Genomic DNA, 24,964 nt, shown 5'->3' with positions numbered 1-24,964 from the left:
ACACAACTATGCCAATATCCCATAAAAGTACGCCTAAACCGCAGGAACTTGCCGCTATCGACCTCGGTTCTAACAGTTTTCACATGGTGATTGCCCGCGTAGTGGACGGTGCCATGCAGGTTCTGGGTCGCCTGAAACAGCGGGTCCATTTGGCCGATGGCCTGGACAGTAATAATGTACTGAGTGAAGAAGCGATCCAGCGTGGCCTGAGCTGCCTGGCGCTGTTTGCAGAACGTTTGCAGGGGTTCAGCCCAAGTAACGTAACCATTGTTGGAACGCATACTCTCCGTCAGGCGGTGAATGCTGAGGATTTTCTACAGCGCGCTGCGGAAGTGATCCCCTACCCGATTGAAGTGATTTCGGGCCATGAAGAAGCGCGCCTGATCTTTATGGGCGTGGAGCACACCCAGCCGGAAAAAGGCCGCAAGCTGGTGATCGACATCGGCGGCGGATCGACCGAGATGGTGATCGGCGAAGACTTTGAGCCAAAGCTGGTTGAGAGCCGCCGCATGGGCTGCGTCAGCTTCGCTAATCTCTACTTTCCGGGTGGAAATATCAGTAAAGAGGCCTTCCGTCGCGCACGGCTGGCGGCGGCGCAGAAGCTGGAAACCCTGGCCTGGCAGTATCGCCTGATGGGCTGGCAGTATGCACTGGGCGCTTCAGGCACCATCAAAGCCGCCTGCGAAGTACTGGTCGCGATGGGCGAGAAAGACAAGCTGATCACTCCTGAGCGGCTGGAAAAGCTGTATGACGAGGTCATCAAGCACAAATCATTCGATGCCCTTAGCCTGCCGGGGCTGTCAGAGGAGCGTAAAGGGGTCTTTGTTCCCGGCCTGGCGATCCTCTGCGGCGTATTTGATGCGCTGGCGATCCGCGAGCTGCGGCTTTCTGACGGTGCGCTGCGTGAAGGCGTACTGTATGAGATGGAAGGCCGCTTCCGCCATCAGGATATTCGCAGCCGCACGGCGCAGAGTCTGGCCAACCACTACGCGATCGACAGCGATCAGGCCCGCCGGGTGCTGGAAACCACAGAACAGCTGTTCGAGCAGTGGAGCGAGCAGAATCCCAAACTGGAAAATCCACAGCTGGCTGCGCTACTGAAGTGGGCTGCAATGCTGCATGAAGTGGGACTGACCATTAACCACAGCGGTATGCATCGCCATTCAGCGTACATATTGCAAAATACCAATATGCCCGGGTTTAACCAGGATCAACAATCGCTGCTGGCAACGCTGGTACGCTTCCATCGCAAAGCGGTTAAAGTGGACGAAATGCCACGACTGACGCTGTTCAAACGCAAGCAGTTCCTGCCGCTGGTATTCCTGCTGCGCCTGGGAACGCTGCTGAACAATCAGCGCCAGGCCACCACCCGTCCCAGCGACTTGCAATTGCAGACCGACGACGGTCACTGGACGCTGACGTTCCCGCGCGATTATTTCAGCCAGAACAACCTGGTTCAGCTGGATCTGGAGCGCGAGCAAAGTTACTGGAACGACGTAACCGGCTGGCAGCTGACGATACAGGAAGAGCAATAACGTAGTTGGTTAATGTTCATGTGGGGTTCAGGCTGGCCTGAACCCCTTTTTTACGGATTCAAGAAGCAACATGATGATAAGACCCGATAGTTTCTTTACGGAAAAGTACCAGCTCACCGCCCCCCATTCAGAAATCGTCGCCGCGCTGCCCTATCTTGAAGGCGGAACCGCGCTGGATGTTGGCTGCGGTAACGGCCGCAACAGCCTTTATCTGAACAATCATGGCTTTGATGTCACGGCGTGGGATAAGAATCCCGCCAGTCTGGCGCGGCTGAATGAGATTATCGCCGCTGAAAATCTGACCGGTATTCACACCGCAGAGCACGACCTCAACGCCCTGCGCTTTAACGGTTCCTATGACATGGTACTGTCGACGGTGGTGATGATGTTTCTACAGCCGGAAACCATTCCGCAGCTGATTGCCGATATGCAGGCGAGCACGGCAAGAAACGGGTTTAACCTGATTGTCGCCGCTATGGACACGCCTGATTATCCCTGCACCCTCGGTTTTCCATTCGCCTTTAAATCGGGTGAACTGAGCAATTACTACCGTAAATGGCACATCATCAAGTACAACGAAAACGTGGGTCAGCTGCACAGAACCGACGAAAACGGCCAGCGTATTTCGCTGCGTTTTGCCACCATCCTGGCGCAGAAAGCGAGCGTAAAAGACTGATTACCGCACTTCTTCTGGAGCCGCGACCAGATTGGCCAGCGGCTCCGGTATGCCGATAACAAACCCCTGCAAATAATCCACACCCAGCTTGCGCAGCGCCATGGCGACTTCTTGTGTCTCAACATATTCGGCGACAATCTGCATACGCTTCAGGCGTGCTACCACGCAGATTGACTCAATAATCTGATAATCCAGGCTGCTTTGCAGCATATTGCGTACAAAGCTGCCGTCGATTTTCAGCATATCCACCTGCACCTGCTTCAGACGTGAGTAGCTTGCATAGCCCGTACCAAAATCATCGATTGCCACCCGGCACCCCAGCTGGCGGAGTTGAGAGATCGTACGATTCCCCCAGCTGTAATCACTCAGCATCGGCGACTCGGCAACTTCAATGATCAGCTGCCAGGGTTCAATATTGCTTGCCTTCAGGCGGGCAGCAATTTCTGCCGCCAGCTGAGGCCGACACAGCGTTGCGGCAAACAGGTTCACCGCAAAACGAATCCCCGGTAGCTGCTCACGATGGCGATCGATAAATGCCAGCACCTGATCCAACACCAGCTGATCGACCTCCCACGTCAGGCCAAACTCCTGCACAACCGGGATAAACTGGGCGGGTTTGATATGTTCCCCCTGCGAATTCACCATCCGCAACAGGATTTCATGATAATCATCGCCGCGCATACCGTGGATCTTCTGCGTCATCAGATAGAAGCCACCGTTCTGCATCGCCAGCTGAATATCCTGCAGCATTGCCAGCTTTTCCGTCAGCTGCCGCTGTACCGGTACTTTATCCTTTTGCTGCAGATTTTCCGCGTGGCCACTGTGCAAGGCAATCTCCGCCATTGCACTCATTTCTCCGAGCAGTTCATACAGGTAGTTCACCGGCGGCATCACGCTACAGTAGCTGATACCTACGTCAGGATGGATCGGCAGACCATCCCAGCTAAGATGATAATCTTTCAGTCGCGCTTCCAGGCTTTCGATACGCGCCAGATTAGCGGAATGCTCCAGGCGCAGCGCAAGGTCAAATCCGGGAAGCTGATAGACGTTTTCCGATGGCAACAGCCAGGGTTTAAGATGCGCGGCGAGGCTGCGCTTATATTGAATACGCAATTGTAAACCATAGGTGCGGCTCAGGCGGTCAAGGTCGGGTATCCGCAGAAAACAGAGCACGGCTCCGGTATTGCTGGTCAATGCCTGGCTCAACGCACGCACATTGGGCAGCCCGATAACGGGATCGGTTATCGCCATGCGCCGCGCTTTATCCAGCAGCCGACGCTGTCGGGTACTGATAGCGGACATCAGCAAAATTGTCAGTGTGAAAACCAGCAGATTCGCCGATATAACCGCCAGATGATATCCCTCAGTTGTCGGGCTAAGGTAGCGGTCGCGCAGCTGATAGAGCACGATAAGCAGAATACCCCAGCTCAACGAAGTAAACAGATAGCCAAAACGCGTCGCGGCCCAGAGCATCAACGGCAGCAGCAGAGGAATACCGTAGTCGGTCGTTAACAGGTTTTCCTGCGTAGTGTGAAACTGGGTGAGCATCAGCAGCAAAAACAGCACCAGACTCAGCCACAGCATCCACTCCCTGAACGTTACGCCGGATGCAAACTGATTACGACACCGCCGCCGCAGCGTGTAAAAAAAACGCGGATTACGGGCTATCCGCAGCGCAAAATAAAACAGCTGCGCGGTCGCCAGCAGGGCCAGCATGGCGGACTGATAGTTAAGCAGGGTGTGTATCGAGAACGGGTCGCTGGGGAATATTGAGTTACTCATAGGCAAAATATTCATCGGCGTCACAATTTGCATCAGCACGATAAACAGCGTTGGCATAGCAAAGGCCAGCCAGAACAGCCTGACGGCTACCGTACGTAGCTCACCGGTACCCGCTCGCCAGCGGCGATTCGACTGCAGGCTGTATCCGCCCCAGCACATCGACAGCGTGATCAGAAAAACTGAAATGATGGTGACCGCCTGAATGGGCGTATAGCGATGAAAATAGTGCCAGCAGAGTGCAATCGTGATACCCGGCAGTGCAGCCCAGTTAAATACCATTAGCAACGCAATCATCAACGCCAGCGGAAGATAGATCAGATAAACATAACCTTCCGGGAGCCATAGCCGCACTGAAAGAGCGGATGCCAGCGGCAGCGTAACCAGCGACAACAGCAAAGGCAGCCCCCAAAATCGGGCGGAAAACTTTTTCAGAAAAACGGATTTCTTCATTTTTGTAATATGCTTTTTAACGTGCTGCGCAGGTTTTAAAAGTTTCGATAACAATAAGACAGGATGATAATAAGTAATAATGTCCTGATGCTATTATATGTTGAAAACATGACCACAGGTTGATTACTGTCAATCTTACTATAACTCCCCTTGTCCGTAGTTGATTCTACCGTTGAGCACGTTTTTCAATATACAAAAATCTTGCCAACTGATTGAAACACAGCGCCCGCAGCCATTGACCTGACAGCCCTGCTGTGTCTAAATTAATCATCGCCCGTCAGGGTCTTACTGGATTAAAGTGCGTGAATAGCGCTATGTCATTTCGAAAACGTCAAAAAACCGGAACCATAACCCGTATCATTCTGTTCGTCAGCTTTATCATTTTGTTAGGCAGGCTGATTTACGTGGTGCCCGGTGCGATTGAACATCATAAACAAAAAAAAGCCGCTCCTGCTACGTCCGTCAGCGCTGTTAAAGATAACTAGCGTATCCGAGTGGACTGCATAGCGGGCCGTCGTTTGCGTCTGCCGCTTCTTCAGTGGCTTTAATCGACTAAGCTATAACCTCACATTGCCTGTTCATCGCCAGATTACCAGATTAAAGGACGTTGTATGTCAGCCCTCTCTCATGTTCAACAACTGGCTGAAATTCGTGGCCGCCTTCTGAACCTGCTGCTTAACGATAAAGATCTGGTTGATACGCTGTTGGGGCACCCGCTGCAAGAGTCAGCGGCCGAAGCGGAAGCACACCGCGAACAGATTGACGAAATCAAGCAAACCCTCCCCCTGCTCCATGCCGCTGATATTGCCGACCTGCTGGAAGCTCTGCCGGGGGAAGAACGCCTGGCGCTGTGGAGCCTGATCGGTAATAACCGTCGCGGTCAGGTGCTGGTAGAAGTTTCCGAAAGCGTCTGGGAAAGTTTGATTGAAGAGATGAGCGACCGCGATCTGCTGCGCGCCATCGAGCCGCTTGATATCGACGAGCAGGCTTATTTAGCACGATATCTCTCACGCGATATTACCGGCCGTCTGCTGACCTCGCTGGCGCCAAATCTGCGCTCCCGCGTGCTGGACGTGATGCATTTTGACCGTGACCGGGTCGGCCGCATCATGGACTTTAATCTGGTGACGGTGCGTTCTGATGTCACCCTTGCCACCGTACAGCGTTTTTTGCGGCGCAGAAAAATTATTCCTGCAGGCACCGATAAGATTTTTGTTACCGATAAAAATAACACCCTGCAGGGCGAACTGCCGCTGACGGAAATTCTGCTGAATACGCCGGATAAAAAAGTCCTGCAGGTGATGAACGACAGTCCGACTACCTTTCTTATCGACGATAAAGCCGAAGATGCGGCGGGCTCATTCGAACGCTATGACCTGATTTCCGCTGCCGTTATTGATGCCAAAGGCAAACTTATCGGCCGTGTTACCGTTGAAGATGTGATTGATCTGGTCAATGACGAGAACGACAGCAATATCCGTAAAATGGGCGGTGTGAACCCGGATGAAGATGTTTTTGCACCGGTCAGAAAAGCGGTTCGTACTCGCTGGACCTGGCTGGCGATCAATCTCTGTACTGCATTTATCGCCTCGCGGGTAATTGGCCTGTTTGAGGACACCATCTCACAACTGGTTGCGCTGGCAACACTGATGCCAATCGTGGCCGGAATTGGCGGTAACACCGGCAACCAGACAATTACCATGATTGTTCGCGCTCTGGCGCTGCATCAGGTTGAACCGGGTAACTTCTCTTTCCTGATTGCACGTGAACTCGGCGTCGCGCTGATAAACGGTGTGTTCTGGGGGGGAATTATGGGCGGCGTAACCTGGGCCATGTACGGTAATGCTGCGCTGGGTGGTGTGATGATGCTGGCGATGGTGCTGAACCTGTTGCTCGCAGCGCTAATGGGTGTGCTGATACCGCTGCTGATGACCAAACTCAAACGCGACCCCGCAGTGGGTTCCAGCGTCATGATTACCGCACTAACCGATACTGGCGGCTTCTTTATCTTCCTCGGACTGGCCACTCTCTTCCTTCTCCACTAATCCTTCCCCCGGATATCATCCGGGGAATCGCCGCTTCTCATCTTAAAACTGTTATAAAATGATAATTAATGGTCTGTAATGTGACTTATCACGCAGATCAAATTCATCTTCACCGCTAATCTAACAAAAAATAACAAAGCTTCACCATTATTAACGTTCCCATCACCGGACGAATACTGAACCGGAGCTGCAGGATCGTCGTTTCACTACCCGAAGAACGGATTTTCCTCTGACTCTTCCCTACACGAAGGATGAATTATGAATATGCAAACATCGGCACCGCCGCTCAGCAGCCATATCAGCGATCGGGAGGAAAATGCATGGAAGCGAGCGGTTTGGCGTATCCTCCCAATACTGATGATCAGCTACATCTTCGCCTATCTCGATCGTATTAATGTCGGTATTGCCAAGCTGCAAATGTCGAGCGATCTGGCATTTTCAGAAACGGTATATGGATTAGGTGCAGGTATCTTTTTTATCGGCTTCTTCTTTTTCCAGGTACCCAGCAATATTGTTCTTCAGCGCTTTGGCGCACGCCGTTTACTGGCTGCACTACTGGCATGCTGGGCGGTTATTGCCCCGCTGACCGCTCTGGTCACTACGCCATTCCAGTTTTATGCCGTGCGCTTTATGCTTGGCCTGACTGAATCAGGCTTCTATCCAGGCGTGATCCTGTATCTCTCATTCTGGTTCCCGTCCTACCGTCGCGGTAAGATGTTTGCACTGTTCGCCGCTGCCGTCCCACTCTCTGGTCTGCTGGGTGGCCCAATCTCAGGCTGGATTATGGATCATTTCCATAATATGCATGGGCTTGCCGGCTGGAAGTGGCTGTTTATCCTGCAGGGGACGCCATCACTGCTGGTTGGCCTGCTGGTATTAAAAATGCTGCCCGATCGCATCAACGACGCCAAATGGCTCAGCGCCGAAGAGAAAGCAATAATGAATGCCCGCGTACAGGAGGATGCCGTAGAGGATTCACCACATGAGCAGGCAAGCCTTGGCGCAGTTCTGCGCAACGGCAAACTGTGGCTATTGACCCTGATCTACTTCTGCCTGATCGCCGGTTTCTACACCGTCAGCTTCTGGTTGCCAACGCTGGTTCGCAACGCCGGGGTTGAAGATGTCTTTACGGTTGGCATGCTGACGGCTATTCCCTACGCCGCAGCCATTGTCACCATGATTGTCGCCTCGCGCAGTGCAGATAAACACCGTGAACGCCGTTGGCACCTGGCCGTCATTGCCATCATGAGCGGTGTCGGCATGGTTATTTCAGCCCTCTATGCCGACAACCTGTGGATTGCGATGTTTGGCCTGACTCTGGGTGCGGCCGGTGGGTTGAGCACGCTGCCGCTGTTCTGGAGCCTGCCCACTGCCTTCCTCGGCGGCACCATGGCCGCCGTAGGTATCGCCCTGATTAACTCCTTCGGTAACCTGGCAGGTTTTGTCGCCCCTTACCTGATGGGCTTCCTGAGCGATCTGACTCATTCGACCCTGGCCGGTATGTTGATCATTTCCTGCACGCTTTTTGTTGGTGCTGCAGCGATCTTCCTGATCCCCGGCCGTGTTGTTAACCGCTAATTCTAACGAGGCAAACTATGAATATCGTCATCACCGGAGCCGCCGGATTCCTGGGAAAAAAACTGGTTAAAGCGCTGCTGGCTAAAGGTTCACTGCTTAACCGCCAGGGCCTGATGCAGAACATCACAAAAATTACCGCGTTCGATATCGCGCCACTGGCAGGTATTGACGATCCGCGCCTGCAAGTTGTCTGCGGCGATATCAGTAACCCGGCTGAACTGGCTAATTTGATTAGTGAGCAAACCGACAGCGTGTTCCATCTGGCAGCCATTGTTTCCGGCCAGGCAGAACAGGACTTCGACCTCGGTATGAAAATCAACGTCGACGCTGCACGCCAGATCATGGAGCGCCTGCGCGCATTACCGCAGCGAATTCGCTTAGTCACCACCAGTTCGGTGGCGGTGTTCGGCGGCAAACTGCCGGATAAAGTACCGGATGAGCAGGTGTGGATGCCGCAAAGCTCCTACGGCACGCAGAAAGCAATGAACGACCTGCTGCTGTCAGACTACAGCCGCCGCGGCTTCCTGGATGGCCGTAGTCTGCGTATGCCAACCATCGTCGTTCGCCCGGGTAAACCGAATGCAGCCGCATCCAGCTTTGCCAGCGGTATTATCCGTGAGCCGCTAAACGGCGAAGCGGCAAACTGCCCGGTCAGCACCGATACCCGCCTGTGGCTGATGTCACCGGACAAAGCCGTTGCAGCACTCATCCGCGGCCATGAGCTTGATAGCGAGAAACTGGACCAGGGGCGCGTCATCAATCTGTGCGGCCTGTCGGTAACTGTAGAAACAATGATTGGGTCACTGCGCAAAATTGCCGGTGATGACGTTGTTGCCCGTATCAGCTATCAGCCAGACCAGGCGATTATTAATATCGTTAACTCCTGGCCCGGTGATTTCCATGCCGACTACGCCCGCCGTCTCGGCTTTGAAGCCAATGCCTCATTTGACGAAATGGTCAGAGAATATCTTGCAGAGAAAGACGCCACTGCATGATGTCACCAGGGCCGGTGTTGACCGGCTCCGCTGACCTACTCCTGCCGATAACGCCGCTTCTGGTTGAGCAAATTGATACTTAACGCCACCAGAGCGGCTTCCTGTACTCCCGCAGGTAAACGATAGCTGCCTCGCCCTTCCAGCCAGGACAACACATCAGCAAGATGCCAGAAAGCCGTTGAGCCTTCATGGACCGGGGCGGGAAAAGTCAGATGATGTGCCAGCATCAGCTTGCGCATGTTCTGCCGGGAGACGCCGATAAGATCGGCCACATCGGTCAATCCGACATAATCCGGTGAGACTTCAAACAGCACCGCATCGGCTAACACGGCAGAAATTTGCTGCATTGCGCTGTAAATGGCCTGCTGTGCAGAATCTGACTCACGGATAAATTCCAGTGCGATACGCCCCGGTATCCCCAACCCAATCAGCGCATCATCACAGCCTGCCTGTGCCAGTTTTTCAACCAGCTCATCCGTGTCGCTTACTATCTCTGATAGCTGATACTTCAATGTAAATGTGTATTCCATGGCGTTCCTCTTCCTGATTGTGCCTCATACTGCTGACGAAAAGTGCAGTGCTCAACGACTCGCCGGAGCTGTCGGGCATGATTAACGGCATTCCTCGGCGTACTCCATATGCAGGAAATGCAAAATTCCCCACATCGACAGGCAACGCTGTTCCACGGACAGTACATTTTTCCCCATGCATGTCCGCCTTTGCTTACCACACGCCAGCCCTGCTCTTCGGCATACCGAAGTACGGCTTCAATTTCTTTTATGGCATGGCAATGTCGATCCATCTGTTCCTCCATAGTGCATCCGGGCATTAAAGTTGTCAAGTGACAACCTGGTTATTCTTTCCCCTACTCTGCCAGGACTGAATCGAAATAACCAGTGTGAACAAGCAACTGCTGGAGGACTGCCGTAAAAAGAACGGTGAATTTACACTGATGAGAATGATGTTGCGGGCCAGCTCGCAAATTGTAACCAGCCACAGCAAACGGGAGATTAACGGTGAGAACAGGACGGCTAGTTTTGCAGACGATCGCTTTGCAGATTCTCGCCCCCCATCCCACCGATAAAAGGCAGACGCGGGCGCAGCGGGGCAAACTCCAGTCCCAGATTCAGTCCCAGAATATTGATTTCAATCCCCTCTTCGGCTCCCAGCGTAACCCCGGCAAGGCCAAGCAAAGACACCTGCAACCCACGTCCGGAAGGCGGCAACCCTATCGGATTAAGCAGGGAGCGAAAATCTTTTCCCACTGCGTTTGCCGGCATATCAAGCTGTAAATCTGGCACTTCCCGCCCGATATGAGCAAGGAAGGTGTTACTGTTAGGCCCGGGCCAGGCGTGATAAGTCTGCGGCCACGGATAAGAAGCAATCGCCGCCTGAATTTTCGGGATCATTGCCTCTGCCGCAGGCCCTCGATGCTCCACCAGCATCCGTGGCTTCGCGCCGTACCAGTATCCATCCGGTGGGTTAGCATTCAGCCGCACTTTGTCGCCGTTGCCCCAGCCAATCACTTCATAGCGGCTAAAATGAGTTTCACCCGCACGCTTAAAAATAATCCAGGGATGCACTGCCACCTTGCCTTTCCAGCCATAGGTGGGTGCAACATACACCTGCACAATCGCCAGATTTGCCAACCGGGCCGGATCGGGTGCCATCCCGGAGGAATCACGCCGGGCCGACCACCAGCCCTGACCGGCTGACTCCGCGTGATGGGTTGCCTGTGCCAGGCTGATCCCCAGCGATAGCAGCATAATACAGAGAATAATCAGGCTCAGCGCTTTCAATGGCAGCATGGCCGGCTCCTTTATCAGTTCATAGTTCAGGGTGAATACCGCGCACAAAATTTCACATTCCCTGCCATTCAGGCCTGTTTTCAGACGTGCGAACACATGGCCCAGAATCGGAAATAAGCAGGAGGTGGTACTGAACGTTTGCAGATTGATGCGGAACAGATTTGCAGCATCTGTCGCTAAATTGACATAAAAGCCACAGGTCGTCTATTGCAGGCGCGCGCTTATTACATAGCTTGACAGTAGGTGGACGATTCCCCCGTTCGGTGGCACGATAAGGGATAATCCGCGCTTATCTGCTTTCATACTGCGGGCATAGTTCGAGGATATTCCTGATGAATACGCCGGGCAATACGGGTGCTGGCAAAGACTGGGTCAACTTCCATCGTGATGAAGAGACCGGTATAGAAAGCATCAATGCGCATTTTCGGGGTCATGCCTACGATCCGCACGATCATGACGAAGTGCTGGTCGGAGTCACTATGCAGGGGCTTCAACGGTTTAACTGCCATCGCACCCTGCATACCAGCCAGCCGTGGCGCGCGATCCTGATTGAGCCAGGTGCCGTTCACGACGGCCACGCGCCGGACATCGACGGCTTTACCTACGTGATGCTTTATCTGCCGCAAAGCTGGGTCACAGAGATGATGCAGCGTCGCGGGCTGGGTGATGTTTCGGTGATTGAAGCCGCGTTTCGCCATACTCTGACCGATGATTCACAATTAATCACAGCCATTCAGCAGGCATTTTTTGCCGTTCATCATCAGGAAGGTCGGCTGGCTCGCGATCAGACGTTAGATCACCTGCTGTATCTGCTCTCACGCCATATCGGCAACAGGCCGGCCGTCAGCCTTGATGATTCTTTGATGCAAATGTATCAATTACGCGATTATCTGCACGACCGTATGCACCTGGATATCGGGCTGGATGAGCTTTCTCAGCACGCTGGCCTTGATCGCTTTCGCCTGAGCCGTCAGTTTAAGAAGGCCTTCGGCCAGTCACCACACGCTTACCTGGTACGGCTTCGGCTGCGCACCGCGCGGGTACTGCTCGCTCAGGGCATTGAACCCGCACGGGTTGCCTCAGACGTCGGTTTTTCCGACCAAAGCCATATGGGGCGCTGGTTCCAGCGCGCTTATCGCCTTTCACCGGCGGGTTACCAACGCCATTGCACAAACGTTCTAGATCGACAGGCCCGTCATCTCTGATGATGTCATCTCATACAGATGACCGGAGAATGGCTACCGATGTTTGATACAAAAATCGCCTTTATCGTGCGTGATGATTTGCCCACCTGGCAGCGTTTAAATGTTGTGGCATTCCTGGCAACGGGGGTTGCCGCCACGGCCCCCGAAATTATGGGCGCGCCTTACGTTGATGCCAAAGGTCGCCAGTACGGCAATATGTCCGGCCAGCCTATGCTGATTTTTGCAGCAGATATCGATGGATTGCAGACGGCACACCGCAAAGGGCTGGAGCGCGAGTTAACGCTGATCCCCTACGTGCATGCGATGTTTTCAACCGGACACGATGAAGCTAACCGCGATGTCTTTATGGCTGAGGACGCAGACAATTTAAATCTGGTCGGGCTGGGCGTACGCGGGCCGAAAAAGATCGTGGATAAAGTGATTAAAGGGCTAAGGCTGCACGATTAAAGCCTGATATACGGCCGTTCCTGCGCCGTATCCCGCGACTTTCGCGGGATTTTTTACTGGTGCGGCAGTGCTTTTAAACCCGGATACCTCTCAGACAGAACCTGCACACTCTGGCTGACTGGCGCAACGCCCGGTCAGTCAGAGTGTGCAACGGTGCCTTACTGGCGAAGCACCCGGTTTTACCCGTTAGAAACGATAGAGGCTGAATGGCTCAGGATTAAGCACCGGCGTCTTACCAAGCAGCAGATCGGCGGCGATCTCGGCTGAAACCGGGCTTTCCGTCATTCCCCAACCGGTAGCAGTGTTGATCACCATGCCCGGATACTCTTTCACCACGGAAATGATTGGGTCCTCATCCGGCGCAATCGACATCGCGCCACTCCAGCGATCGATAAGTTTTGAATCTTTGAACGCCGGGAACTCCGCTTTCAGTTTCTCCAGTGAACTTTCCAGCTCAGGAACGTCCGGAGCCGCGGTCATATCGCGATATTTCTCGAACGGCGACACTTCATTCAGCGCCCAGTGTTTTGGCTGCATAAAGGTATTGATTAGCTGCTCGTTGAGTGAAATATGCACCGGGAAGTCAGGCTGGGACATCAGCGGCAGATACTTGTAGCCGTACATGAATGATTCCTGCACAACAGGAGCAACAATCACACGCGGCGAGGTTGCATAGCTGCCGTCGGCCTGTTCACGGAAGTAAATATTCCCCGGCAATGCAACGTTACCGCCAGGTGCACCCGGCGCAGCACTGATCAGCTGCTGTGACTGATAGGCTGGCAGCGTCGGCACATTTACATTCAGATTCTGCATAAACAGTCGGGACCAGGCCCCACCAGCAACCACAACCTGCGACGTTCTGATTGCACCCTGTTCAGTCACCACATCGGAAATGGCACCGGCCTGGGTTTCAATCCCTCTGGCGGCACAGTTGGTGTAGATTTTTACACCGATCTTCATCGCGTATTCAGCCATCACGAAGGCGGCGATTTCAGGATCGAGACTGCCTGAGTCTTCTTCAAATCCGGCGATTTTCCAGCTGGACGTGGCGCCTTTTAAGCGCTGGTTCAGTTCATCACCTTCAATGATTCGGGTTTTGAATGGGATATCTGAACCCACTTCTTTATGTTTGGTATCAATCCACTGTCTGACGTGTGCTAAATCTTCATCATCCAGTGGAACTTCAACCCTGCCCTGCGTGCGATAACTGGTATCGGCACCCACTTTGGCATTCATCTCGCGCCAGCGCTGCTTCGCCATATGGTGCAGCATGAAAGTGGCATCCGGCATTTTATAGGTCATCACCTGACCATAAAAACGGCTCGACTGCTCACCGGCAATATTCCCTTTTTCAACAACCACAACCGACAGGCCGCGCTCAGCCAGGTTGATTGCGGTCATAATCCCCTGAATCCCGCCCCCCACAACGACTACATCGGACTGCTTTGGCAACGGCCCGTTCAGACCGTTAACAAAGCCAACTCGCGGTTTACCCGGGATCAGGCGACCTTCGCGAGTTAGCATCGGAGTCAATATCCCGGCACCACCGGCAGCAACCACGGCTGCACCACCAATCAAAAATTTTCTTCTTGTGATATTCATTTTAGATTTTCCTTTTAATAACAGATAAGCAGCTTTCCCGATGCCGTTACCCGAGATATTCATCTGTAGCGAACAGTACGCAGGCGATTCCCCCACGACATTCGGTGTTAATTTTAAGAATTGATATCTGGTGAAGCTTTAATGTTGATTAACAGGCAGCGATTCCTGTCCCCTAAAAAATGCAAAGGCATCCCTGGCGATTATTAATATAATCACCAATCGCTTTACGGATAATTAAAATTGAGTTTCCGCCAGCCTCCAGCCGTACGAATCTGGCCGTTATCCATATCACGTCATGGACGGCATCTAAAACGTTAACAGAATCTCTTTAGCGGAAACGTTAATTTCCGGGATCGCGTATGTGAGTGCGCATTCCTAATTATCTCTTGTCCGGTTGCATGTTGCAGCACGGCATCTCAGGGGGTAACAAAGCATCTATCGGTGCGCACATTAACAAACTTGACACATAAAAACACCCTTTTATGCACGTTATGATAACCACCAACACACTGAAAAACGTATAAAACGACCAAAACCATTCACTTTTGTGAATAAAAAGTGCATAAATAAACGTAAATCAGTGTAAATTTAATGATTAATTATTCATTTAAAAAAAATAAAAAATAATCAAAAAAATCGAGAGATTGAATTAACCCTGAATATTAAAATGTCATTTTTAGCAATCATCAGCAGTGGCAGACAACATACATGCTGTAAAATCCAGCACCCACTTAATACTTGCTGTATATGCGCAGACATTTCGGGGTTACTTTATAGACATAATATAGCTAAGGTTATCGACATAAGATAACCGCATCTTTTTTAGCCGGATGATTTTGATGATTTAATCACCATCGCGATGAAAAAAAGATTTATCTAAGGGTAATAAAACCTGTTAACCCCACCCTAATCTCAGGGATAAATTTCACTGTGTCGTTAAATCAGTTATTTCGTTGAATGTCGCAACGGTGCTGAATATATACAAGATCCTGCCACGAACACACCCGACACATCAGATTTTCGGCTTTAACCCGCAAACGCGTAGATATTCTGATTTTCTTCATATTCGTTACCTTTCCCTGCGGTATGCCTACTGCTAACGCAGCGCTACAGCGCTGAAGGTCACATTTTGCCATTAAATCCGCTGTATACGCTGCCTGCTAAAGGGGAACCTCAAGAAGAGTGGGCAGAAAACTGTAATACTAAAGCAACGCTATCTTTGGGTTTTCAGCGGAAAGAGGCTCAGGTCGCGTATCAGGGAGACGAGAAATTCCCCTTTTTGGAACCCCTGCCCCATACGCATCACGCAGGTCAATACGGAGAACGATTTATGGCAAAGATAACGGAACGGTTGATTGCTGAGATCCTGCAACAGGTCGGCGGGAAAAACAACGTCGTGGCCTGCGGAAACTGCATGACCCGGCTGCGACTGACGTTAAGCAATGACCAGCTTGTCGATCGCGACAAATTGAAAGTACTGCCGGGTGTTCTTGGCGTGATTAATACTGAAGATCAGCTGCAAATCGTTCTCGGGCCGGGTAAAGCGCAAACCGCCGCTGAAATGATGAATACGCTGCTGGCCCGCGATGCGGTTGCTGATGCTGAAGGTCCGGCTATTGACGCAGTGGCTCGCGATAACAAGCAGAAGATTAAAGCCAGCCAAACCAGCGCCGTGCATCAGTTCCTGGCGAAGTTCGCTACGATCTTTACACCGCTGATACCCGGCTTTATTGCCGCCGGGATGCTGCTGGGTTTGGCAACCCTGCTCGAACAAAGCCTGCTGGCAAATGCCGCAGAGAAGAATGTGACGCTAGTGCAGATCGTCGGTTACATGAAGATTTTCGGCAAGGGGCTGTTTACCTTCCTACCGATACTGATTGGCTATAACGCGCAGAAAGCCTTCGGCGGAACCGGTGTTAACGGCGCTATTATCGCCTCGCTGTTCGTGCTGGGCTACAATCCCGATGCGACGGTGGGCTACTTCTCCGGGATCGATAACTTTTTTGGCATGAGCATCGATCCGCGAGGGAATATTATTGGCGTGCTGATTGCCTCAATTCTCGGTGCGTGGATTGAACGGCAGCTCCGCCGCGTTATCCCCGACAATCTCGACATGATCCTTACCTCCCTGCTGACGCTGGTTATTACCGGCGCAATCACCTTTACCTTAATCATGCCGATTGGCGGCGAGCTGTTTAAAGGCATGTCGTGGCTATTCCTGCACCTGAACGGCAACCCGTTTGGCTGCGCGGTTCTTGCCGGTTTGTTCCTGATTGCAGTCGTTTTCGGCGTGCATCAGGGCTTTATCCCGGTTTATTTTGCGCTGATGGATGCCCAGGGCTTCAACTCCCTGTTCCCGATACTGGCGATGGCCGGGGGCGGACAGGTCGGTGCCGCGCTGGCGCTTTACTTCCGTTCGGCCAGGCACTCAGCCACGCGTAATCAGGTGAAGGGCGCAATTATTCCCGGCCTGCTGGGCATTGGCGAACCGCTGATTTATGCCGTGACGCTGCCTCGGGTAAAACCGTTTGTCACCGCCTGCCTGGGCGGTGCCTGCGGCGGCTTCTTTATCGGCCTGGTGGCATGGCTTGGGTTACCGATTGGCATGAACACCGTGTTCGGCCCGTCCGGGCTGGTGACGCTGCCGCTGATGACCTCTAACGAGGGGATCTACACGGGTATGGCGGTTTACGCGGCGGGGCTTCTTATCGCCTACGTGAGCGGTTTTATCATCACGTGGTGCTTTGGCTGGAAGGATGTGGATTTGAGCTGAAGATTGGGATGGTAATCGATCACCAAAAAGCATGATGATTATATTCTGTGCGTTACTTAGAATTTACATGGAAGCCGTTTAAGGAATAAAGGCTATAGAATGACAGCCAATACTAAAGCAGACGCAGTATCAACTCAGGATACTCAGAACTTCCCACACACAGTAGACCGCGATGCTCTGTTTATTGAGGAGCTTCGCGCCGATCCTTCCTATGCTGAAATTTACCTACAAACCGCATTAGAAGACATTTATGAGGAAGGTGGCGTATCCGCATTTCTTACCGCACTTCACCGTGTGGTTGAAGCTCGTGGAGGCGTTGGCGAAATATCACGACGTTCAGGTCTTCAGCACGAGAATGTAAGCAGGTCTGCTCAGGTCCATGCAACTTTTGAGATTTCCGTTTTTTCAGCCATTGCTGTTCCGGTGTCAAGTTATTCAGAGATTCATGAGGCCGCTCGCTGTTATGTTCCGTCATATTAGGCTTTGTAATTTCCAGTGCTTCATTCAGTGTTCTGAACAGATAAAAATTCAGTATTTCAGTTCGTATATCCAGTTAAACCGTTCTGCGTCGGTTTGCATGGCTGGATAAATTCCAGTATTACACCATGCTTTTCAGTCCGTTGTTCCGGAGGCAGTGAGATTAGTTCCGGTACGTTATCTATCCGCATCTTCAGCGGATATCTACAATGTGCCACCATTATGTCCTGCTCCCGTACGCCCCGCTACACCGGAATATTTAAAACGCGCATATGCGTTTTTCCGGATGGTTTTTTTGAAGTAAAACTGATAACTTCTTTTCAACACCATTAGTTAACAATGCACATTGCTACTGGTCTAATGAGTTAAGCACGCATGTACACTAAAAACATTAATCAGAAAAAGAGGTAGTAATGAGACAATATGTAATTGCATCTATTCTAATAATACTTGCTCTGGCTTCCATGGTATACAAGGCTTCCCTTCCTACGACCTCACTACTCATTCCTTATTTAAGTGACTTTAATAGTGCATTACTTGTAGGCGGATTACTTTCTATTCTTTTTAAGATTTTTCAAGACAAAGAATCTGAATCAACTCTTCGTCGCCTTCTTAGAATTCACGATAGTGTCGATGAATTGGGACTTCAAGAAATAATGCCTGAAGTTCAAGCCTTTAATTTTACAGATATTATACAGAACTCGGATTCGCTAGTTGTTGTAATGAATGATGGATTAAGATGGGTCGGTAATAACACCGTTGCATTGCAGAATAGGTTTTCGAAAAAGTCAATCACTGAAATATTTACTGTTGATCCGCAATCCAGCTTTATCTCAATTTTAGCTAAAAAAACTTCCACTACTGATGTAGATTTACAGAAAAAAATACATGACACATGGGCAAGAATTGAAGATGCTTATAACAAATCAACTAAGAAAGGAGATTTAATAATCTACAGCCTAAAAACTTATCCAACAAAATCAATTTTCCTTACAGAAGATCAGCTAGTAGAAACTCCATATCAAACCGCATCTGGTAGAGCGAGCATTCCAGTTTTTGTTTATCGAAAAGTAGCACGTAATGACTCGCCTTATTATTTTGCCAAAAATGATGTTATCGCTATGCGTGCTGAGGCAAAAAAAGAAAAAGAAATTAAAGCATCGTAATTTTCTAGGTAGCTTCTGATTAACAAATTTTGATATGAGTTTATGATCGTATACGTTTTAATTCCATGCACTTTTTGAGATTTCCAGGGCTTTAGTCATAGCCGGTACTCATTAGGCATAAGGTTCTTCAGGGAGTCATGAGGGCGCTAGCTTTTGTATTCATCAAGTGCCCTTTTATTTCCCATGCTTCATTCAGCATTCTGAACAGATAAAAAGCCAATATTTCTGACCGATGCATCCGGTGAACCTCTCGATAAAGGTATTCTGCCTCATTTTATCCTGTTTAAAAATTCCATCATCACACCTTTTTTTCAGCATATTATGCCATATTAAACGGAACCAGTTCCGGACTGTTATCCATCTGCATCTTCATAAAGCAGCCTAGTCCTGTGATCTTATCCAACAATAGTGGACACGCGACTATAAGTATCCCGCATAATCGTGCCATTCACATTTAGAGATCTTCCGGCATACTCATCCTGCCAACGAAGGAGATCGCTATGCGTAAAGTCCGTTTTACCGAGCATCAGATCATTGCTGTGATTAAATCAGTCGAGGCCGCTACTCTTCCGGCGTCAGGTTATTCAGTGATTCATGGTGGCACTCACTGTTATATTCCCTCAACCAGTTCTCAGTAATTCCCCTCACTTCGTTTAGGATGCTGAACAGATAAAAATCTAGTATCTCTGTCCAGTACGACCGGTTAAAACGTTCGGCAAAAGCATTTTGCGTCGGCTTAACCGTTTTAATAGATTCCGGCATCACGCCATGCTCTTCAGCCCACGGCACCAGAGTCAGTGAGACTAATCATGATCCATTGTTCATCCGATTCTTCATGGGGATGTCCTCATATGACTTACGAAGACATGACTAACATCGCAGTATATTAATCAACAGAGACCAGGTCAAAATTAGACATAACCAGCCGTAGTAACGACTATGTAACCCATCATGGTCATTAACCTTTACAGTTTTTAGGTTTGATGTTTGTGAGCAGGGTATAAGTCAAAATAAAGCACTAGTTCTCCTTAATTTTGGTACTGTGGGGGAAAACAGTTTTATTTAAAACTAAATAACATTACTACCATATAGTTAGATCAAAAATATACTGTATTCATCTTTTCAGTACTTACATGATATTTTCTGTGATAGAGAGAATCTCATGGATAATCCCATTTAAAAACTCGCTTGCACTTGCTTCTTAATACTCGATATTGCCAGACAAAAAAGCCCGCAGTTACGCGGGCTTAGAGGTGCTTTACTGCTTTTACGTGCAGGCTGTTGCCAGACGCTAAATCATTCCCACTCAATCGTGGCCGGTGGTTTACCAGAGATATCGTAAACCACGCGGGAGATGCCGTTCACTTCATTGATGATGCGGTTGGAAACGCGGCCGAGGAAGTCATACGGCAGGTGCGCCCAGTGTGCGGTCATAAAGTCGATGGTTTCTACAGCACGCAGGGAAACAACCCAGTCATATTTACGGCCATCGCCCATCACGCCCACGGAACGAACCGGCAGGAAGACGGTAAACGCCTGGCTGACTTTGTTGTACAGGTCGGCTTTGTGCAGCTCTTCAATGAAGATAGCGTCCGCACGGCGCAGCAGGTCGCAGTACTCTTTCTTAACTTCGCCCAGCACGCGCACACCCAGACCCGGGCCCGGGAACGGATGACGGAACAGCATCGCGTGCGGCAGGCCCAGCTCCAGGCCGATTTTGCGCACTTCGTCTTTGAACAGCTCGCGCAGTGGTTCAACCAGGCCCATCTTCATCTCTTTCGGCAGGCCGCCCACGTTGTGGTGAGATTTGATGACGTGCGCTTTGCCGGTGGCAGATGCCGCAGACTCAATCACGTCCGGATAGATGGTGCCCTGTGCCAGCCACTTCACGTCTTCCAGCTTCAGCGCTTCTTCGTCGAAGACTTCAACAAACACGCGGCCGATGATTTTACGTTTGGCTTCCGGATCGTTCTCACCCGCCAGCGCATCCAGGAAGCGCTTTTCGCCTTCAACGTGGATGATGTTCAGACCAAAGTGGTCGCCAAACATCTCCATTACCTGCTGGGCTTCGTTCAGGCGCAGCAAGCCGTTATCGACGAAGACGCAGGTCAGGCGATCGCCGATTGCACGGTGCAGCAGCATCGCGGTAACGGAAGAGTCAACGCCACCGGACAGGCCCAGAATCACTTTATCTTCGCCAACCTGTTCGCGCAGGCGCTCAACGGCATCTTCGATAATCTTCGCCGGGGTCCACAGTGCTTCGCACTCGCAGATGTCGCGCACGAAGCGCTCCAGCAGGCGCTGGCCCTGACGGGTGTGGGTCACTTCCGGGTGGAACTGTACGCCGTAGAAGCGCTTCTCTTCGTTGGCCATAATGGCAAACGGACAGGTATCTGTGCTGGCAACGGTCACAAAGTCGGACGGAATCGCGGTGACTTTGTCGCCGTGGCTCATCCAGACGTCCAGCAGCGGCTTACCGGCGGCGCTCAGGGCGTCTTCGATATCGCGGGTCAGCGCGCTCTGGGTTTTCACTTCTACCTGCGCATAGCCAAACTCACGCTCGTTAGAACCTTCAACCGCGCCGCCCAGCTGCATTGCCATGGTCTGCATGCCGTAGCATACGCCCAGCACCGGCACACCGGCGTTAAACACGTACTCAGGCGCACGCGGGCTGCCGTGTTCGGTGGTGCTTTCCGGACCGCCGGAGAGGATGATGCCGCTCGGTTTGAAACCGCGGATCTGCTCTTCGGTTACGTCCCACGCCCACAGTTCGCAGTACACGCCCAGCTCACGCACGCGGCGCGCAACCAGCTGAGTATACTGTGAACCGAAATCGAGGATCAGAATGCGGTGTTTATGAATGTTTTCCGTCGTCATTGGCTATTCCAGGGCGATGTAATTCAAATACGGGAAGTAGTAAAACGCCCGGCTAAGCCGGGCGCACAGTACAGGGTTTATCAGGAACCCATGCGGTAGTTCGGGGACTCTTTGGTAATGGTCACGTCGTGAACGTGGCTTTCCTGAATCCCGGCACCGCTGATGCGAACAAATTCCGCTTTGGTACGCAGGTCGTCGATAGTACCACAGCCGGTCAGGCCCATACAGGAGCGCAGGCCGCCCATTTGCTGATGCACAATCGCTTTCAGGAAACCTTTGTAGGCCACGCGGCCTTCGATTCCTTCCGGCACCAGTTTGTCAGCGGCGTTGTCGGTCTGGAAGTAACGGTCAGAAGAACCTTTGGACATCGCACCCAGGGAACCCATACCGCGGTAGGACTTGAATGAACGGCCCTGGTAAAGTTCGATTTCGCCAGGTGCTTCATCGGTACCCGCCAGCATGGAACCCACCATCACCGCAGAAGCACCGGCAGCGATAGCTTTAGCGATATCACCAGAGAAGCGAATACCACCATCGGCGATAACCGGAATACCGGTACCTTCCAGCGCAGCGACCGCGTCGGATACGGCAGTGATCTGCGGTACACCTACGCCGGTCACGATACGGGTCGTACAGATAGAACCAGGACCGATACCGACTTTCACCGCGCTCACGCCCGCTTCAACCAGCGCCAGCGCACCAGCGCCGGTCGCCACATTGCCGCCAACGATCTGCAGGTCAGGGTATTTAGCACGGGTGTCGCGAATACGCTGCAGAACGCCTTCGGAGTGGCCGTGTGAGGAGTCAATCAGCAGCACGTCAACACCGGCCGCTACCAGCGCATCAACGCGCTCTTCGTTACCGGCACCGGCACCAACAGCGGCACCAACGCGCAGGCGACCGTGTTCGTCTTTACAGGCATTAGGCTTACGCTCGGCTTTCTGGAAGTCTTTTACGGTGATCATGCCCAGCAGGTGGAAGCTGTCATCCACGACCAGCGCTTTCTCAACGCGTTTTTCGTGCATTTTCTGCAGAACGATGTCCCGGGCTTCGCCCTCTTTCACCGTTACCAGACGCTCTTTCGGCGTCATGACGGCAGAAACCGGCAGAGTCAGATCGGTCACGAAGCGCACATCGCGACCGGTGATGATACCCACCAGTTCGTTTTCGCCGTTAACAACCGGGTAACCGGCAAAACCGTTGCGCTCGGTCAGGGCTTTCACTTCGCTCAGCGCGGTGGTTGGCAGCACGGTCTGCGGTTCAGTTACAACGCCGCTTTCGTGTTTTTTCACCTTGCGAACTTCATCCGCCTGGCGCTCAATGGACATATTTTTGTGAATAAAGCCCAGGCCACCTTCCTGCGCCAGCGCAATGGCCAGACCGGCTTCGGTCACGGTATCCATGGCAGCGGACAGCATTGGAATATTCAGGCGAATGGTTTTGGTAAGCTGGGTGCTGAGGTCGGCAGTGTTCGGTAGTACGGTAGAGTGAGCAGGAACGAGCAGAACATCGTCGAATGTCAGGGCTTCTTTAGCGATTCTTAGCATGGCAATATCTCAACCTCAGGGTGAATGAGAACTTGTAAAATATTGCCGCGGCATTATACAGGCCGTAATCGATTGCCTCCAGTACTTTTTAATAAAAACTCTTGAAACCTTCGTTCAGCCATGTAGTATCGGTTGATTAACCTCCTGATTTAAAATTTGATCTTCATCACATGTCGCTACCGCCAACCGCTAATATTTTTACCGTCAGCCGTCTTAATACCACAGTGCGTAAGCTGCTGGAGATGGAGATGGGCCAGGTGTGGCTGAGCGCTGAGATCTCCAATTTTTCCCAGCCCTCTTCCGGCCACTGGTACTTCACGCTGAAGGACGACGGCGCCCAGGTACGCTGCGCCATGTTTCGCAACAGCAACCGCCGCGTTGATTTTCGGCCGCAGAATGGTCAGCAGGTGCTGGTGCGCGCCACCATCACGCTGTATGAACCGCGCGGCGACTATCAGCTGATTGCAGAGAGCATGATGCCTGCCGGTGACGGGCTGTTGCAGCAGCAGTTTGAGCAGCTTAAACAGCGCCTGATGGCGGAAGGGCTTTTCGAACAGATTCACAAACAGCCTCTGCCCGATCCGGCGCGCCAGGTTGGGGTGATTACCTCCGCCAGCGGTGCCGCACTGCACGACGTGCTGCGCGTGCTGCATCGCCGCGACCCTTCCCTGCCGGTAGTGATTTATCCAACTCAGGTTCAGGGAGCTGAAGCGCCTGCCGGTATTGTCCGCGCGATTGAGCTGGCGAATGCCCGTGGCGAGTGTGATGTGCTGATCGTCGGTCGCGGCGGCGGTTCGCTGGAAGATCTGTGGAGCTTTAACGATGAGCGCGTGGCGCGGGCGATTTTTGCCAGCCGTATTCCTATTGTCAGCGCCGTCGGCCATGAGACCGACGTCACCATCGCCGATTTTGTCGCTGACCTGCGCGCGCCAACGCCTTCTGCGGCTGCCGAACTGGTCAGCCGTAATCAAATTGAGCTGATGCGCCAGCTTCAGTCCCAGCAGCAGCGGCTGGAGATGGCAATGGATTACTATCTCGCGCAGCAGCAGCGCAGCTTTACCCGCCTGCATCACCGCCTTCAGCAGCAGCATCCGCAGCTCCAGCTGGCACGGCAGCAGACCGCGCTGATTAAGCTACGCCGCCGTCTGGATGATGCCGTGCAGTTGCAGGTGCGTCAGGCCGTTCGCCAGCAGGAACGTGCGGAGCAGCGCCTGGGTGCCATTCGCCCGGAAATGCGCGTGGAGCGTCTTCGGCAGCAGCTACAGCAGTGGCAGTATCGTCTGCAGCAGTCGATGCAGCAGCAGCTTAACGGTAATAAGCAGCGCTTCAGCAATCTGGCCGCTCAGCTTGAGGGCGTCAGCCCGCTGGCTACGCTGGCACGCGGCTTTAGCGTCACCACTGCGGCGGATGGTCAGGTGGTGAAGAAAACGCAGCAGTTGCATCCTGGTGATACGTTGAAGACGCGGCTTGATGATGGTTGGGTAGAGAGCGAAGTGACTGCGGTTACGCCGATAGCACCGGTTAAGAAACCCCTTAGGCGTTCTGCTTCCTGAGCCGTCAGGCATCGCTTGCACGATATGGCTGGATTTAGTCATGCCGCTTGCAGCCCGGAGCGGTTGCGCTGGCTGGCAGTGCCCCCGATCGGGTGGTCCTCGCGCCGCTTCGCGGTTCCCTCACTTCGTTTATCAGCCTCCCGGACCAACACAGACGCGCATTTACGATACGATGTTTACAGCCTGGGACGGTTGCGCTGGCTGGCAGTACCCCCGGTCGGGCGGTCCTCGCGCTGCTTTGCGGTCCCCTCACTTCGTTTTTCAGTCGATCGGACCGTCACAGACGCGCATTTACGCTGCGATGTTTGCAGCCCGGGGCGATTGCGCTGGCTGGCAGCGCCCCCGGTCGGGCGGTCCTCGCGCCGCTTCGCGGTTCCCTCACTCCGTTCGTCAGCCTGTCGGACCGCCACAGACGGGCCGTCCTGGCCCGGCTGTGACTTTTGGCCGC

At 52.4% G+C, this 24,964-nt stretch carries 17 protein-coding genes and 2 pseudogenes; 10 read left to right on the top strand and 9 right to left on the bottom strand.

Annotated elements, in window-relative coordinates; genetic code table 11:
- The first annotated feature begins 8 nt into the window (after positions 1-8).
- Both ppx and tehB read left to right on the top strand, forming a co-directional pair.
- Positions 9-1,535, top strand: coding sequence for an exopolyphosphatase (gene ppx, locus IBT47_RS22330; protein ID WP_200563119.1), 1,527 nt, complete (start codon positions 9-11; stop codon positions 1,533-1,535).
- A gap of 70 nt (positions 1,536-1,605) precedes the next feature.
- Positions 1,606-2,211: a tellurite resistance methyltransferase TehB gene (tehB, locus tag IBT47_RS22325; protein ID WP_200563117.1), complete on the top strand. Its 606-nt coding sequence runs from the start codon at positions 1,606-1,608 to the stop codon at positions 2,209-2,211.
- Here tehB and IBT47_RS22320 read toward each other — a convergent pair whose 3' ends face one another.
- A complete protein-coding gene (locus IBT47_RS22320; protein ID WP_200563115.1) occupies positions 2,212-4,443 on the bottom strand; it encodes an EAL domain-containing protein in 2,232 nt (743 codons plus the stop codon).
- A 611-nt stretch (positions 4,444-5,054) separates the two neighbouring features.
- On the opposite strand from IBT47_RS22320, the gene mgtE reads away from it, so the two are divergent.
- From mgtE to denD, 3 genes are all read left to right on the top strand, one after another.
- Positions 5,055-6,488: a magnesium transporter gene (gene mgtE, locus IBT47_RS22315; protein WP_200563113.1), complete on the top strand. Its 1,434-nt coding sequence runs from the start codon at positions 5,055-5,057 to the stop codon at positions 6,486-6,488.
- Positions 6,489-6,746: 258 nt separating this feature from the next.
- Positions 6,747-8,066 carry an MFS transporter gene (locus IBT47_RS22310; protein ID WP_200545586.1) on the top strand — a complete coding sequence of 440 codons (1,320 nt, stop codon included), beginning with the start codon at positions 6,747-6,749 and terminating at the stop codon, positions 8,064-8,066.
- 17 nt (positions 8,067-8,083) lie between these two features.
- A complete protein-coding gene (gene denD / locus IBT47_RS22305) occupies positions 8,084-9,061 on the top strand; it encodes a D-erythronate dehydrogenase (protein ID WP_200563111.1) in 978 nt (325 codons plus the stop codon).
- 35 nt (positions 9,062-9,096) lie between these two features.
- Here the strand turns inward: denD and IBT47_RS22300 are convergent, their stop codons facing one another.
- From IBT47_RS22300 to IBT47_RS22295, 3 genes are all read right to left on the bottom strand, one after another.
- On the bottom strand, positions 9,097-9,591 hold the full coding sequence (locus tag IBT47_RS22300; protein WP_200563109.1) for an AlpA family transcriptional regulator: 495 nt from the start codon (positions 9,589-9,591) through the stop codon (positions 9,097-9,099).
- A complete protein-coding gene (locus IBT47_RS27130; RefSeq protein ID WP_234472057.1) occupies positions 9,570-9,863 on the bottom strand; it encodes a hypothetical protein in 294 nt (97 codons plus the stop codon). The genes IBT47_RS22300 and IBT47_RS27130 overlap by 22 nt, the downstream gene beginning before the upstream one ends.
- 229 nt (positions 9,864-10,092) lie before the next feature.
- Positions 10,093-10,869, bottom strand: a complete 777-nt coding sequence (locus IBT47_RS22295) for a DUF3750 domain-containing protein (protein ID WP_200563107.1) — start codon at positions 10,867-10,869, stop codon at positions 10,093-10,095.
- Between the two features lie 332 nt (positions 10,870-11,201).
- Here IBT47_RS22295 and IBT47_RS22290 point away from each other — a divergent pair, with 332 nt between their 5' ends.
- On the top strand, positions 11,202-12,074 hold the full coding sequence (locus IBT47_RS22290) for an AraC family transcriptional regulator (RefSeq protein WP_200563105.1): 873 nt from the start codon (positions 11,202-11,204) through the stop codon (positions 12,072-12,074).
- A 39-nt stretch (positions 12,075-12,113) separates the two neighbouring features.
- Positions 12,114-12,521 (top strand): DUF2000 domain-containing protein, encoded by a 408-nt coding sequence (locus tag IBT47_RS22285; RefSeq protein ID WP_200563103.1) that lies wholly within the window; start codon positions 12,114-12,116, stop codon positions 12,519-12,521.
- A gap of 186 nt (positions 12,522-12,707) precedes the next feature.
- Here the strand turns inward: IBT47_RS22285 and IBT47_RS22280 are convergent, their stop codons facing one another.
- On the bottom strand, positions 12,708-14,123 hold the full coding sequence (locus tag IBT47_RS22280) for an FAD-binding oxidoreductase (RefSeq protein ID WP_200563102.1): 1,416 nt from the start codon (positions 14,121-14,123) through the stop codon (positions 12,708-12,710).
- Positions 14,124-15,453: 1,330 nt separating this feature from the next.
- Here IBT47_RS22280 and murP point away from each other — a divergent pair.
- Entirely contained in the window at positions 15,454-16,896 is a 1,443-nt protein-coding gene (gene murP, locus IBT47_RS22275) for a PTS N-acetylmuramic acid transporter subunit IIBC (protein WP_200563100.1), read from the top strand.
- Positions 16,897-17,267: 371 nt separating this feature from the next.
- Here murP and IBT47_RS27125 read toward each other — a convergent pair.
- A pseudogene (locus tag IBT47_RS27125) lies at positions 17,268-17,618 on the bottom strand (integrase core domain-containing protein); the annotation flags it as partial.
- A 168-nt stretch (positions 17,619-17,786) separates the two neighbouring features.
- On the opposite strand from IBT47_RS27125, the gene IBT47_RS22260 reads away from it, so the two are divergent.
- Positions 17,787-18,539: a hypothetical protein gene (locus IBT47_RS22260; RefSeq protein WP_200563099.1), complete on the top strand. Its 753-nt coding sequence runs from the start codon at positions 17,787-17,789 to the stop codon at positions 18,537-18,539.
- 561 nt (positions 18,540-19,100) lie between these two features.
- On the opposite strand, the pseudogene IBT47_RS22255 reads toward IBT47_RS22260, so the two are convergent.
- The 3 genes and pseudogenes from IBT47_RS22255 to guaB form a co-directional block, all read right to left on the bottom strand.
- Positions 19,101-19,379: pseudogene (locus IBT47_RS22255) on the bottom strand (transposase); the annotation flags it as partial.
- A 456-nt stretch (positions 19,380-19,835) separates the two neighbouring features.
- On the bottom strand, positions 19,836-21,416 hold the full coding sequence (guaA, locus tag IBT47_RS22250; protein WP_200563098.1) for a glutamine-hydrolyzing GMP synthase: 1,581 nt from the start codon (positions 21,414-21,416) through the stop codon (positions 19,836-19,838).
- A gap of 80 nt (positions 21,417-21,496) precedes the next feature.
- Positions 21,497-22,963: an IMP dehydrogenase gene (guaB, locus tag IBT47_RS22245; RefSeq protein WP_200563097.1), complete on the bottom strand. Its 1,467-nt coding sequence runs from the start codon at positions 22,961-22,963 to the stop codon at positions 21,497-21,499.
- A gap of 170 nt (positions 22,964-23,133) precedes the next feature.
- Here guaB and xseA point away from each other — a divergent pair, with 170 nt between their 5' ends.
- Positions 23,134-24,516, top strand: coding sequence for an exodeoxyribonuclease VII large subunit (gene xseA / locus IBT47_RS22240; protein WP_200563095.1), 1,383 nt, complete (start codon positions 23,134-23,136; stop codon positions 24,514-24,516).
- Positions 24,517-24,964 lie beyond the last annotated feature (448 nt).

The sequence above is a fragment of the Erwinia sp. S43 genome (assembly GCF_016624745.1).
Lineage (GTDB): Bacteria > Pseudomonadota > Gammaproteobacteria > Enterobacterales > Enterobacteriaceae > Erwinia > Erwinia coffeiphila.
This window is presented reverse-complemented; position numbering and strand designations above follow the sequence as displayed.

Bases quoted from the DNA above. Each gene is read 5' to 3' on its own strand.
- denD (WP_200563111.1), top strand. From the start codon at position 8,084: ATGAATATCGTCATCACCGGAGCCGCCGGATTCCTGGGAAAAAAACTG.
- mgtE (WP_200563113.1), top strand. From the start codon at position 5,055: ATGTCAGCCCTCTCTCATGTTCAACAACTGGCTGAAATTCGTGGCCGC.
- ppx (WP_200563119.1), top strand. From the start codon at position 9: ATGCCAATATCCCATAAAAGTACGCCTAAACCGCAGGAACTTGCCGCT.
- murP (WP_200563100.1), top strand. From the start codon at position 15,454: ATGGCAAAGATAACGGAACGGTTGATTGCTGAGATCCTGCAACAGGTC.
- IBT47_RS22310 (WP_200545586.1), top strand. From the start codon at position 6,747: ATGAATATGCAAACATCGGCACCGCCGCTCAGCAGCCATATCAGCGAT.
- IBT47_RS27130 (WP_234472057.1), bottom strand. From the start codon at position 9,863: ATGGATCGACATTGCCATGCCATAAAAGAAATTGAAGCCGTACTTCGG.
- IBT47_RS22280 (WP_200563102.1), bottom strand. From the start codon at position 14,123: ATGAATATCACAAGAAGAAAATTTTTGATTGGTGGTGCAGCCGTGGTT.
- IBT47_RS22300 (WP_200563109.1), bottom strand. From the start codon at position 9,591: ATGGAATACACATTTACATTGAAGTATCAGCTATCAGAGATAGTAAGC.
- IBT47_RS22285 (WP_200563103.1), top strand. From the start codon at position 12,114: ATGTTTGATACAAAAATCGCCTTTATCGTGCGTGATGATTTGCCCACC.
- IBT47_RS22260 (WP_200563099.1), top strand. From the start codon at position 17,787: ATGAGACAATATGTAATTGCATCTATTCTAATAATACTTGCTCTGGCT.
- xseA (WP_200563095.1), top strand. From the start codon at position 23,134: ATGTCGCTACCGCCAACCGCTAATATTTTTACCGTCAGCCGTCTTAAT.
- guaB (WP_200563097.1), bottom strand. From the start codon at position 22,963: ATGCTAAGAATCGCTAAAGAAGCCCTGACATTCGACGATGTTCTGCTC.
- guaA (WP_200563098.1), bottom strand. From the start codon at position 21,416: ATGACGACGGAAAACATTCATAAACACCGCATTCTGATCCTCGATTTC.
- IBT47_RS22320 (WP_200563115.1), bottom strand. From the start codon at position 4,443: ATGAAGAAATCCGTTTTTCTGAAAAAGTTTTCCGCCCGATTTTGGGGG.
- IBT47_RS22295 (WP_200563107.1), bottom strand. From the start codon at position 10,869: ATGCTGCCATTGAAAGCGCTGAGCCTGATTATTCTCTGTATTATGCTG.
- IBT47_RS22290 (WP_200563105.1), top strand. From the start codon at position 11,202: ATGAATACGCCGGGCAATACGGGTGCTGGCAAAGACTGGGTCAACTTC.
- tehB (WP_200563117.1), top strand. From the start codon at position 1,606: ATGATGATAAGACCCGATAGTTTCTTTACGGAAAAGTACCAGCTCACC.